The organism is Psychrobacter sp. WY6 (assembly GCF_018448495.1).
GTDB lineage: Bacteria > Pseudomonadota > Gammaproteobacteria > Pseudomonadales > Moraxellaceae > Psychrobacter.
This window is the reverse complement of record NZ_CP049902.1, coordinates 2032797-2045572: the sequence shown is the minus strand read 5'-3', so window position 1 is coordinate 2045572 and position 12776 is coordinate 2032797. Positions and strand designations below refer to the sequence as shown.

The 12776-nt window shown below is 44.7% G+C and carries 10 protein-coding genes and 3 pseudogenes; 8 read left to right on the top strand and 5 right to left on the bottom strand.

Features of this window, described 5'->3' with window-relative positions:
• Positions 1 to 106 precede the first annotated feature (106 nt).
• Together G7Y90_RS10210 and G7Y90_RS10205 are read left to right on the top strand one after the other, a co-directional pair.
• Complete coding sequence (locus G7Y90_RS10210; RefSeq protein ID WP_250162327.1) at positions 107 to 646, top strand: cation transporter; 540 nt, start codon at positions 107 to 109, stop codon at positions 644 to 646.
• Entirely contained in the window at positions 597 to 2258 is a 1662-nt protein-coding gene (locus G7Y90_RS10205) for a heavy metal translocating P-type ATPase (protein WP_250162326.1), read from the top strand. Before G7Y90_RS10210 ends, G7Y90_RS10205 begins: the two co-directional genes overlap by 50 nt.
• Before the next feature lie 115 nt (positions 2259 to 2373).
• Here the strand turns inward: G7Y90_RS10205 and G7Y90_RS10200 are convergent, their stop codons facing one another.
• The gene (locus G7Y90_RS10200; protein ID WP_250162325.1) at positions 2374 to 3060 is read right to left on the bottom strand and encodes a GlxA family transcriptional regulator; all 687 of its coding nucleotides are present in this window, start codon (positions 3058 to 3060) and stop codon (positions 2374 to 2376) included.
• A gap of 401 nt (positions 3061 to 3461) precedes the next feature.
• Here G7Y90_RS10200 and G7Y90_RS10195 point away from each other — a divergent pair, with 401 nt between their 5' ends.
• The 5 genes from G7Y90_RS10195 (at position 3462) to G7Y90_RS10175 (ending at position 6715) form a co-directional block, all read left to right on the top strand.
• Positions 3462 to 4007 (top strand): cysteine hydrolase family protein, encoded by a 546-nt coding sequence (locus G7Y90_RS10195; protein ID WP_087814383.1) that lies wholly within the window; start codon positions 3462 to 3464, stop codon positions 4005 to 4007.
• 93 nt (positions 4008 to 4100) lie between these two features.
• Positions 4101 to 4343 (top strand): hypothetical protein, encoded by a 243-nt coding sequence (locus tag G7Y90_RS10190; RefSeq protein WP_250162324.1) that lies wholly within the window; start codon positions 4101 to 4103, stop codon positions 4341 to 4343.
• A 35-nt stretch (positions 4344 to 4378) separates the two neighbouring features.
• A complete protein-coding gene (locus G7Y90_RS10185) occupies positions 4379 to 5014 on the top strand; it encodes an MBL fold metallo-hydrolase (RefSeq protein ID WP_250162323.1) in 636 nt (211 codons plus the stop codon).
• Between the two features lie 92 nt (positions 5015 to 5106).
• On the top strand, positions 5107 to 6174 hold the full coding sequence (locus G7Y90_RS10180) for an LLM class flavin-dependent oxidoreductase (RefSeq protein WP_087814381.1): 1068 nt from the start codon (positions 5107 to 5109) through the stop codon (positions 6172 to 6174).
• A 262-nt stretch (positions 6175 to 6436) separates the two neighbouring features.
• Positions 6437 to 6715 carry a peptidylprolyl isomerase gene (locus tag G7Y90_RS10175; RefSeq protein WP_045446094.1) on the top strand — a complete coding sequence of 93 codons (279 nt, stop codon included), beginning with the start codon at positions 6437 to 6439 and terminating at the stop codon, positions 6713 to 6715.
• A 369-nt stretch (positions 6716 to 7084) separates the two neighbouring features.
• On the opposite strand, the gene G7Y90_RS10170 is transcribed toward G7Y90_RS10175, so the two are convergent.
• Positions 7085 to 7972 carry an SDR family NAD(P)-dependent oxidoreductase gene (locus tag G7Y90_RS10170; RefSeq protein ID WP_087814380.1) on the bottom strand — a complete coding sequence of 296 codons (888 nt, stop codon included), beginning with the start codon at positions 7970 to 7972 and terminating at the stop codon, positions 7085 to 7087.
• Between the two features lie 257 nt (positions 7973 to 8229).
• Between G7Y90_RS10170 and G7Y90_RS10165 the strand changes: the two are divergent.
• Positions 8230 to 8548, top strand: a pseudogene (locus tag G7Y90_RS10165) (DUF1622 domain-containing protein).
• Between the two features lie 50 nt (positions 8549 to 8598).
• On the opposite strand, the gene dusB reads toward G7Y90_RS10165, so the two are convergent.
• The 3 genes and pseudogenes from dusB to G7Y90_RS10150 form a co-directional block, all read right to left on the bottom strand.
• Entirely contained in the window at positions 8599 to 9630 is a 1032-nt protein-coding gene (gene dusB, locus G7Y90_RS10160; RefSeq protein WP_087814378.1) for a tRNA dihydrouridine synthase DusB, read from the bottom strand.
• A 132-nt stretch (positions 9631 to 9762) separates the two neighbouring features.
• Positions 9763 to 11807, bottom strand: a pseudogene (locus G7Y90_RS18485) (BCCT family transporter).
• A gap of 315 nt (positions 11808 to 12122) precedes the next feature.
• Positions 12123 to 12561, bottom strand: a pseudogene (locus G7Y90_RS10150) (HIT family protein).
• Positions 12562 to 12776 lie beyond the last annotated feature (215 nt).

The following is a 12776-nucleotide window of genomic DNA, read 5'->3' as shown; positions in this document are numbered from 1 at the left end:
AACTATAAGGTTTGCTGATAAAAAATCAAACCCCTTTATCGTTAAAAGCCTTGACCCTGAAGCTACTATAGGGTTAATAATATCTTCAATAAGAGGATAAATAACTATGCAATATCATATTGAAGGTATGGACTGTGCCAGTTGTGTTGGCAAAATTGAGCGGGCGCTCATACGTATGCCAGGCGTCTCTGGTGTTCAGTTAAACTTTGCGACCCAAAAGCTAGAGCTAATCTTGGCGTCTGATGCAGCGACTGATGTTAAAGATATCGAAAAAACCATTAAGCGTCTCGGGTTCGGTATATCAGCGTTAAATGGTCAACAAGAGAAGAGTAGCACTGATGAAAGTCAATCAGCGATAGAGAATCAGCGCTGGTGGCAAACCATAAAGGGTAAGCAGGTTATTGGTACTGGGATTTTGATGAGTGCCGCATATATGTTGTCCTTAATTTTCCCTGAATATGGCGCATGGGTTTTTATTGCCGCTGTGGCTATCGGAGTCCTACCATTTGCTCGTAAAGCTTTTGCACTGGCGTTAGTAGGTTCGCCTTTTTCAATTGAAATGCTCATGTCTGTTGCGGCTATCGGCGCCCTTATCATTGGAGAGGCAGAAGAAGCTGCCGCCGTGGTTTTTATTCTCAGTTGGTGAGCTGCTAGAAAGTGTCGCAGCTGATCGTGCGCGCGCTGGCATCAGAGCGTTATCATCGCTAGTGCCAAAGACAGCTATCTTGTTAGACACGCAAGGACAACAACGTCAGGTGGCAGCGACTGCATTACAGATTAACGATAAGGTGCTTGTGCGTCCCGGTGATAGAGTTTCTGCTGATGGGGTGATTATTCAAGGAATATCTAGCCTTGATGAGTCACCTGTGACAGGAGAATCTGTTCCTGTTGCCAAAACCATAGGTGCTGAGGTCTTTGCTGGATCTATCAACGTTGATGGGGTACTACAAATACGCGTAGAAAAGACAGCAGCAGATAATACGATTGCGCGTATTATTGAACTTGTGGAGCAGGCGCAATCGTCCAAAGCACCGACTGCACGCTTTATTGAAACCTTTAGCCGTTACTATACGCCTATCGTGATGGCGATTGCAGCGCTGGTCATTATTATCCCACCTCTACTGATGGAAGCAGAATGGGGAATATGGTTATATCGCGGTTTGGCGCTATTACTGATAGCTTGTCCTTGTGCTCTTGTGCTGTCAACACCTGCCGCTATTGCCTCAGGTTTGGCGGTCGGCACGCGCCATGGACTGCTTATCAAAGGCGGTAATGTCATGGAGTTGGTTGGTCAGGTCAGCACCGTCGCTTTTGATAAAACGGGTACTTTGACTGAAGGAAAACCACGGGTAACCGATGTCATTGATTTTAAAACAGTACATGGCGATGCTGAGGGTCACGATAAACTACTGTCACTGTTTGCGAGTGTCGACTCCGTCTCTAGTCATCCGCTTGCTATCGCTATTGTGGATCATGCCAAAGCCGCTAAGGTAGTCATACCTAGATCCTCCAACGCCTTTGCGACTGCCGGTAAAGCCGTTCATGCAACGGTTGCTGGACGCTCTTTGGCCATCGGCTCACCAGTCTACGTCGCTGAGAAAGTGAGGTTGCCAGCTGAGCAGCAGATTCAAATTGAGATGCTACAAAATGATGGTAAAACGGTTTCTATTTTGTTTGATGAGCACACGAGGGAGGCGCTCGGATTGGTCGCTCTACGTGATGAGTTACGAGAAGATGCACAGCAAGCCATTGCCCAGCTCAATAAAATGAACGTGCGCTCTGTCATGCTCACAGGTGACAATAGCCGTACGGCAAAAGCACTTGCTAGTCAATTAGATATAGAGTGGCAGGCTGAGCTGTTACCTGAAGACAAGCTACGTCTACTCAGCGAGATGCAAAGCAATAGTAAAATAGCGATGATTGGTGATGGTATCAATGATGCACCCGCTTTGGCAGCGGCAGATATTGGCATTGCGATGGGCAGTGGCACGGATGTGGCTATCGAAACGGCTGATATTGCCCTATTAAAAAGCCGCGTGATGGACGTTGCTAACCTTATTGCCTTATCCCGCGCCACCATGAGAAATATCCATCAAAATGTCATATTTGCACTTGGGTTAAAAGGCATATTTCTGATAACCACTGTGCTCGGCGTGACAGGACTTTGGATTGCTGTGCTAGCGGATACTGGTGCTACGGTACTGGTGACGCTGAATGCATTGCGTTTACTGCGTTTTAAAGGAATGTCTTCCCGTTAATGACAGTTAAAGAATAAAACGGTTATGGCTACATCAGTGGCCGTTTTATTACATCCACCTCTTACCTAGAAGCAGTCAATGAGCCTACCTTTAAAAAAATCATTACCTAAACCTATCACACCTTATTCGAATTAAATCTACGTCGATACTCACTTGGTGTCAACCCAACAATGCGCTTAAATATTTTACGAAATGCACTGGCATCACTATAACCAACTTTCCACGCTATTTGCTCAACAGGAGATGACGAGAACTGTAAAAAGTCTTTTGCCTCTCCGATGCGTAATCGCTGACAATATTCTGTGGATGTCATGCCCGTCGCCTTATGAAAACGACGCAGAAAAGTACGCTCTTCTAACTGTGCGCAATCGGCTAAGGTAGATAAATCGATATCTTGTGCATTGGTTCTTTGTAGCCAATGCTGCACTTTTAATATGGCTGTGTCTCCATGGGTGAGGTTGGGTGAGAAAGCACTGTAATAACATTGTTCACGCCTTGAAGGGTCAATTAATAACATACGAGCGGTCTCATTCATCACCTGAGAACCAAGAAAGCGATCCACCATTCTCAATCCCAAATCCGTCCAAGCCATCGCGCCACCAGCGGTCACAATATCACCGTCTTCGATAATAATGCGATCGACATCGAGCTCCACATCAGGGAAACGCTGCTTAAAATCCTCTGCATAACCCCAATGCGTGGTTGCCTTTCGCTTGGAGAGTAGTCCTGTTTCGCCCAATAAAAAAGCACCGGCGCAGACGACGACAGTATCACCCCTGTCGAATGCTGCTCTTTTAGCCATTCTAGCCAAGGTTCTGCCGCTTGCTTTGCAATCGGTGCTTCTAACGTGGGTGGAATGATGACGGCTGTTAATCTTCCTACGCTATCAGGATTGCTCGAAAAAGTGCGCTTAGGCTGCTGCTTAACGCCGCAAATCTCCCAGTGACTGACCTGTAAAGGCAGATCGGTTGTATCTTGACGTTTAGCGGCGAGTTTACTGGCCACCACGAATAAATCAGTCAGTCCAAGGACAGCCGCCGTTTGTGCTTTCTCATAAACGATCAAGCCAATTTCAATAGCATGTTTTTGATTCATATGTCGTTATTAACCTCTTATGTGTCGATGTAGCCACTCGTTAGTGTAGCACAGTGCTTGTAAAATATACGCCTATACAGTCACTTCCATAAACAAAGAGGCATTATCATGAACACACAAGCATTGATCGTTGTCGACATTCAAAATGAGTATTTCCCACAAGGTAACTTATCACTTGTAGGTATTAACGAAGCCGCTGATAATGCAGCTTTGGTGATTGCGTCTGCGAGAGAAAAAGGTCATACCGTCATTCATATCCGTCATGAAATGCCTGCTGACGCACCGATCTTTACGCCTGGTACCGATGGTGTAGCAATCAATGAAAAGGTAAAACCAATAGAGAATGAAGCCGTCATCACTAAGCATTACCCCAATTCGTTCCGTGAGACCAATCTGAAAGAGCTATTAGATAAAGAAGGTATCAAAGAAGTGACTGTGATTGGCGCCATGAGCCACATGTGTGTGGATGCCACAGTTCGTGCTGCAGTGGACTTTGGTTATACAACCACTACGGTTCATGATGCCTGTGCCACGCTTGATCTTGAATTTAATGGTACGAAAGTACCTGCTGTTCAGGCTCATGCCACCATCATGGCAGCGATTGAGTTTCTATATGGCGAAGTGATTGATACCCAAACTTGGATTGCCCGTTAATCCAGAGTTGTTAGCCAAACCATGATTTAGTCATGAAATAGACTCTTAAACCCTAGTCCCATTAAGAAGAATTTCCTCAATAAGGTAACTATTATGAATATCGCAAAATCACTGACCGGCACCACACTGTTAAGTGGCGTCATGTTGTTAACGGCATGTACCACCTTTGCCAGTCCAGCAGCAAATTCTAACGCGGTAAAACAGACAGCTACCAATACCGTTCAATTTCAGCAAATCCGTAATGCCACGATCAAGCTTGATTATGCTGGCACCACGTTTTTAGTGGATCCGATGCTAGCAGCTAAAAACGCTTATCCAGGTTTGATGGCACAGTAAATAGCCAAATACGCTATCCAATGGTGGATTTGCCGATGACTGTTGCCGAAGTGCTTAGGGCTGATGCCATTATCTTGACGCATCTTCATGCTGACCATTGGGATGATGCCGCACGCAACCTCGTGCCGCGTGACATGCCAATTTTTACCCAAGATGAAGCGGATACGGCAATCGTACGTAAAGATGGTTTTACCAATGTTATAGCATTAACAGAGCAAGGCTTTGTGTTTAAAGGCGTTACAATTCATAAAACCATCGGACAGCATGGTACTGATGAGATGTACAAAGTGGCACCATTAGCTGAACTACTGGGCAAAACGATGGGGATTGTATTCCAGAAACCAAACTACAAGACCGTTTATGTCGCAGGGGATACCGTTTGGAATAAGGAAGTGGAAGATGCATTCACTCGCTATAAGCCTGATGCGGTCATCCTTAATACAGGCTATGCGAAGTTAACTACCTTTGTTGATGACTCTATCATTATGGGTAAAGAGGATGTATACCGTGCGTATAAATTCTCTCCTAATGCTCAGATCGTGAGCGTGCACATGGATACGGTCAATCATGCCACCCTCACCAAGGCAGAGCTGCGCCGCTTTATCGAAGAAAAGCACTTAGACAAGCAGCGTGCGCTTGTCCCTAATGATGGTCAAACCTATAAATTCTAGTGCTTGATGGTTGGGTCTTTAAATCTTCCCTGTGTGGCAATACCCAAAGTGTGTTGCTATGCATCGTTAATACGGTAAAAATGAGATCGTTTATGAATATGCCAAATCATTCAGGTAGCGCCCCTTTCGTTCTTTCGGTGCTCGACAATGCCTTCACCGGCGTTAGTCACACGGCAGAGGACACCTTTCAAGAGATGATTGCGCTTGCGAAATTGGCTGACAAAAGAGGCTTTCAGCGGTTTTGGATGTCTGAACATCATGCCATGCCTGGTGCTTCGGTGCCTTCACCGCAGATGATGGTGGCTCGGCTTACTGGGGAAACTGAGCGAATTAGGCTTGGTGCAGGCGGCATCATGCTACCGAATCATGTGCCTTTGGTCATTGCTGAACAATTTGGCATGCTCGATGCGATGGCGCCAGGACGAATTGATCTTGGTTTGGGACGGGCACTGGGTACGGATGGTGCAACGGCTTCCGCTTTGCGTCGGCATAAGGCAGCAAACGATGAATTTCCTCAGCAAGTCGCAGAGTTGTTGGGCTTTTTAGAAAACAGTTTTCCAAAAGACCATCCTTATCATGCGGTTCATGCGGTGCCAGGCCCATGGCAAGCCGAGCAAAACCGAGTACCCCCATCGAAGACCGCTGCTGATGTTTGGATCTTAGGGTCATCGACTTACTCCGCGCATCTGGCAGCAAAGCTGGGTAGACCTTATGCATTTGCTCTACAGTTTGGCAATGCTGATGTCTTAAGTGCCATGCGCATTTACCGAGAGAATTTCCGTCCTTCAAAAATTCTAGCCAAGCCATACTGCTTAGTCAGCATTGGCGCGATTGCGGACGAAGATCCTGTAGAGGCACGTCGCCAGTCAACATCGTCTGCCATGGCAATGTTGAGAATGTTTCAGCGCAAGCCTTTTGCTTTACTGCCTCCTGATGAAGTAGCCGCTTTTCAAGGCAATATGCAAGAGCGCCAGATTATTGAACAGTATACCGATCAAACCCTGCATGGCACTGCTGCCGAGGTCGCAAAAGGTTTAGAGGATCTTCAGGAGCAGACAGGTGTCGATGAGGTAATGATGGTGGTTCAGGGCTATTCGCGCCGCGCCCAATCGCGCACTGTTGAGCTAATCGCAGATCATTATGGTATGCCAAATCACTAGATCCTGTTGGGAATAACGATATTAAAAAGTTAGCAAAGCGCTTAATGCCTAACCATTAGGCTTGATTGGGCTCGTAAGCTACCCAAATGCATTGCACCGATGTAATGACAGCGACACTCAAAAGACACTGATTCTCATCCAAATAGTAGTCCCTGTGTAGATAATGGCTTTTGAAGAAGTAGCGCATACAAGTGAAGTTAGCAACCAAGATAAGCCGTGATATAATGCCCCGATAATTGATATTTTATGAAAGGTTTACATTATGGCTCGTACAGCTAGCGCATTACACATTTTAGTAAAACACAAAGAGCAGGCTGAAGACATTATTGCCAAGCTTCAAAAAGGCGCTAAGTTCGATGTGCTGGCGAAACGACATTCAACCTGCCCATCAGGTAAAAAAGGCGGCAGCTTAGGTGAGTTTCAACAAGGCGACATGGTACCGCCATTTGACAAAATCTGCTTCAGCGGCAAACTCTTCACCCCACATTTGGTAAAAACCAAATTTGGCTGGCATGTGGTCAAAGTACTCTACAGGACATAAGCATTAGGAGCGGAGCTTTAATTATAAGCCGACTGACATATGCCTTAAACATTATCCTGACTCATACAGGATCTAACATCATGGCAATCACGATTTGAGCTGCCATGATTGACTCATTTATGACCCAAAACGACTTATGATCTAATGTCCGTGTCATATCTAAATTTGAGTTGAAGACACTTTAGTTCCCATAAAAGTGATGATGATAGACATTATAAATAGGTTTTGATCATAATAAAGCGTTAAGAACAAAAGGCTGCTACTGCCCTCTCTCCTATTTTATATCAACAATAATAATTTTTAAGGCATTAAAAAAGGACACCGCAGCGTCCTTTTTTATTCTAAATCAAGGCTCATATACAGCCTATTCTAATGATGCTCACCAGGCAGTATTCTGGCAAAAGCACGCTGAGCAAGGTTTGGCTTCTTATCGGTAGTCAGTCCAGCGCGGGTGCTTGGAAAAATACGATAACCCATCGACTGAATACCAACGTTGATTGCTGGTGCCAGTGAATAAGTAGCTGACGCAAATTTACCCATGTTGCTGGCAATACTGTTTGGTTTATGGACAATCGCTTTGGCAACCATCATCGCGGCTTCATCAGGCATTAATGCAGGCATGTAACGGTATAACTTAGTAGGCTCAATCATAGGCGTACGCACCAATGGCATAAAAATATTGGTAATCGTCACATTATCGCCCTTCACTTCAGCAGCTAAGCAGCGGCTAAAAGCGTCCAATGCCGATTTTGAGGCAACATAAGCGGCAAAACGCGGACTGTTTGCCAATACGCCAATCGATGAGATATTCACAATTTGACCAGTCTGACGTTCAATCATCCTCGGCAAAAACCCAAGAACTATTTTAACCGCGCCAAAGTAATTGATATCCATAGTACGCTCAAAATCATGGAAACGATCAATAGACTCGTGAACCGAACGCCGAATTGAACGACCAGCGTTATTGACCAAGACATCAACATGTCCGAAATCTGCCAAAATTTGCGTGCTAACTTTTTCGATATCATCCATATTGGTCAAATCACAAGGGTAATAACTGGCATTGCCACCAAGCTCCTCGATACTTTCTTTAACGGCTTTTAGTTTGTCTTCGGTACGTGCTAATAAGATAACATGCGCACCGCATTCACTAAGTAAATATGCTGTACGCTCACCAATACCGCTTGATGCCCCTGTGATAATGATATGCTTATCTTTGACCGCTTTGTTGATTGCTTTTTTTGAGGGATTGGCCATAAAAAATCCTTTTGTTGTTTCTATGCCTATGAATGTTCGATTACAGCATAGCAAAAAATTATGGCTTAAAGTGAACAAAACCGCCGTCTCAGCCAGATAATTTGCCGATCATAAGGATCGATAAACGTATAATCGCAGTATTTTTCAGACTTACGCTTTTCACCGAGCATCGATAAGGAGTATCTATTTTGATTGCAACTCTAGCTCATTACATTGATTTAATTGCTAAGATAGTCGAGGTCATTGGCGTACTTATTATGTTTTTTGGACTGTTTTTTGCTTTTTATCGAGGGATTCGCCTAACCAGTGGGTTTAACCATGAGACCTATATCGAAGTCAGACAAACCGTCGGTAAATCTATTTTGTTAGGATTAGAAGTCCTCATCGCCGCTGATTATGGCGACTGTCGTCACAGAACCGACGTTACGCAGCGTCCTAGTACTAGGTTTTATCGTACTCATTCGGACTTTTTTGAGCTTGTCACTACAAGTAGAATTAGAAGGCAAATTCCCTTGGCAAAAAGAAAATACCGCACTCAAAAAAGAACCAAGTACCGCTAAAGTGGACGAGCCTTAAAGCTTTTTTATTATTTAACAAACGCTTAGCATGAACCCTCTGCTCACTTACTATCCGTGCGCCTGCAAAAAATCTTCGACCACGCGAAACTGTCCAGCGGTACTTTCTTCACCATACATTGCTTGGCGAAAAGCATTAGAATTAGGAATGCCTGTGGTATACCAAGCAATGTGCTTGCGAGCGATACGGCAGCCAGAGTACTCACCATAAAAGTCATATAGCTCTTGCAAATGCGCCAATACGATCTCTTTTATCTCACTGACGCTCGGTGCATCAAGACTCTCACCAGTGCGTAAGAAATGCTCGATATCGCGGAATATCCACGGTTGTCCTTGGGCAGCACGCCCAATCATCACCGCGTCACAGCCTGTCAACTCATAGACACGCTGGGCTTTTTGCGCGCTATCGATATCGCCATTGGCAATGACGGGAATGTTGATACTTTCTTTAACTTCGCGTATCAGCTCATAACGCGCCTCGCCAGTGTACATATCCTCGCGCGTGCGTCCGTGAATGGCAATCGCTGCAATACCTGCTTGCTCAGCGCGCTTCGCCACACGCAAGATATTCTCACGACCATTCTCATAGCCCAATCGCGTTTTTAAGGTCACGGGGGCATTTACGCTATTTACCGCCGCATCTAGTAAACGGGCAACCAAATCTTCGTCTTGCAACAGTGCAGAACCTGCCAGCCTACGGCAAACTTTTTTGGCAGGGCAGCCCATATTGATATCAATAATTTGCGCGCCATTATCGATCTGATAACGTGCCGCTTCTGCTAATTTATCAGGCTCAGCCCCTGCAATTTGCGCTGATATAGGCGCAATTTCATTGTCAAAATTGGCACGATACAAGGACTTTTTGCGCGCGTAAAGCGCCGTGTCAGCGATAATCATTTCACTCACCGCATGACCGGCACCAAAGGATTTACATAAACGCCGAAAAGGATTGTCCGTCACGCCAGCCATAGGAGCAACCATGAGGCGGTTTTCAATCGTCAGGCCACCGATATTCAATGGTTGCAATAATGGATGGTCAGATACTGGCAAAGACGACGGTAAAGCAGGAGAATCAGTAGACATAACAAACGGCTTGCCATTAATTAAAATAAGATAATAAAAACAAGCCGTTATTCTAAGGAATCGTACGCATATTGCAAGCTATTAACATGAATAACTTGCATTAAGAAACACGACTTTTTCAACAGTGTACCCTTACTTATCAAACACACTGCCCTGTTCTAGTGTGATGTCCTCATCATGCTCCTGCATACGCCACGGCAAACTATCTGGCGACACATTTAAGAAGTGTAGGTATTTTTCGAACTGATCAATAATATCGTTAATCACCGACTCTGATTGATAGCCATATAAATCATAGGTTTGACCACCACGGCGCAAATACACCTCAGCACGATGATGGTGCTCTTGTGGTAATTCATTGGCCATATCTTCCGTATAATAGTCAGGAATTTCATGCTCTGACAAACGAACTTCATACCAGAACTCTACATTGTCACCGCGTCTTAATTCCAATACAGCACGGTTATTGACCTCATCATAATTTACATCAGGCAACCAGCCTGTTTCGGCAAATTTCTCTGCCACCTCATGCATCGATGATAAAACCGTACCTTTGATATAACCCAGCACTTTTTCGCGCGTTGGTTGATTGGTGATATAGTCAATACGATCACGCCATGCGTCGAGCTTAAGTAGATGCGGCGGCAAATGATTGTCATTGGCTAGGCTTTGATTGCGATGTCCTTCAATACGTAGTGCGCGCCACATACCAAATGTCGAAATCAATATAATGATTGCAAACGGTAAAGCACTAACGATAGCTGCTGTTTGTAGTGCACTTAGACCGCCTGCGATAAGTAGAACCGCCGCGACCGCCCCCTCGGTTACCACCCAAAACGAGCGCTGCCACCAAGGCGTATCACTACGTCCACCTGCGGCGAGCGAGTCAATCACTAATGACCCTGAATCCGATGACGTCACAAAAAAAGTAATAATTAACAGTACTGTCAATGACGAGACAATCTGCGTGAATGGTAAATTCTCTAGCAATTTAAATAACGCAATCGCTTGGTTGTTTTGCACTTCGCTAATCGCGCGTCGTAACCATCGACCATAATCATATGCAGTGCCGTATCGCCAAACACTGAAAACCAAAAGAAGGTAAATAGCGTTGGCACTAACATGACGCCCAATACAAACTCACGAATGGTGCGGCCGCGACTGATCTTGGCAATGAACAGACCCACAAAAGGCGCCCAAGCAATTGTCCATGCAAAAATAAATAGTGTCCAACTACCGATCCAATCACTCGATTGGTACGCTTGTAAGCTAAAAGTACGCTCAACGATATTGCCCAGATAGCTGCCCGTATTTTCCATGAAAGCATTGAGAATAAAAATCGACGGACCAACGATAAAGACAAATAACATGAGTGCCGTTGCTAATACCATGTTTAAGATAGACAAGCGCTTGACGCCTTTGTCCATACCTGCCAACACGGAAACCAAGGCAGCTGCTGTTACTAAAGCAATGATAATAACCTGCACCGTCGTATTAACTGGCACCATCTCTGGTAGCAAATAATTTAGACCCGCGTTAATTTGCGCCACCGACAGACCCAAGCTGGTGGCGATACCGAACATCGTACCCACGATCGCAAACACATCAACAGTATGTCCGATAGGGCCATAGATTTTGTCACCGATTAATGGATATAGCGTTGAGCGTACCGACAATGGCAAGCCATGACGAAAAGAGAAATACGCCAGCGACAAACCTACTACGCCATAAATCGCCCAAATATGAAAACCCCAATGGAAATAGGCAATTTGCATGGCTTCTTTGGCAGCTTCAATCGTCTGCGGCGTGGAAAGTGGCGGACTGGCAAAATGCAATACCGGCTCTGCTACGCCATAAAACAATAGCGCGATACCGTAGCCTGCGGAAAACAGCATGGCGAACCATTCCAGAAACTTATACTCAGCCTCCGCATGGTCAGGGCCTAATTTAATACTGCCATAAGGCGAAAATGCCAAGGCGATAATAAACATCAAAAATATGGCGACTGCCAACATATAAAACCAGCCGAAAGTGTCGGTGGTAAATGCCAGCACTTTGCTGAACAGCTCGCCAGCAGCGTCAGGGTTGATGGCTGTGCCGATCACCAATAACAGCATAATCGCTGCTGCCGGCACAAAAACCGGCAACAAAATAGTGGAGCGAGGTAATTTACTCATAGAAAGTGATATCCCCAAAAAGTAGCAATGAAAAATAATCTTCGATATCAAGATTAATAATCAGAAGGAGCAGTGCCTTTTTTATAAAAAGTGACTCACAAAGGCGAAAATGCATCAGTTATTATTAAACAAATACAATTTTTATCACACTATGCTCAAAAACCCCAGACAACGCCCACTTGTAACATGACTTTAACGATTGTTACATGACTATTACCAAGTAATAAAAAAGGCCGCTTGTTAGCGACCTTTTTATTTTATTCTGGAACAATTTACGTTTTGCTTGTTAATTCGACAATATCTCGTTTTTTATTACTAAATAGTAATGGCAGCAGCAAGTTGCTTTGACGTTTCAGCCAGTTCTGTATGATCAGCTTGGGTCACTGCATGTCGACCGAGCTCATGAATACTCGATGGAATGAGATGCACGTGATAATGAAAAACGGTTTGACCCGCCTCGCTACCATTTAATTGCATCTGAATAATACCTTCACGCGCAAATACTTGACGCTGTGCTTGCATAACTTTTTTAGCGGTCATTAACACCGCGGCGGCATACTCTGGTTCAAGATCCGCCAAATCAACGGCTTTTTGCTTAGGAATCACCAGCACATGCCCCTGCTTGTGGCATTATATCCATAAAGGCAAGGGTTTTATCATCTTCATAGACTTTGTGATAGGGGATGTCACCGTTTAGCATTTTGGCAAAGATATTGTTATCGTCATACGCAGCTTGCTCATTGGCTTGGGTCATTATTTTTCCTTTACTTGTTTGATTATTGGTTACTCGACAGCTTTTATAAGGAATGGAATAGCCTGTAATATAGTGGACGAAATGTCGTTTAAGCACAAGTTGCGATAGCACTCGTTATTAAAAATTCGCAATACGTAAGCTAATCGCGGTAGCTCACTAATTTGGTTGGCGAGTCAGGCGCTTTAAATGTTATATTAACCCTCTACTTTAACAAC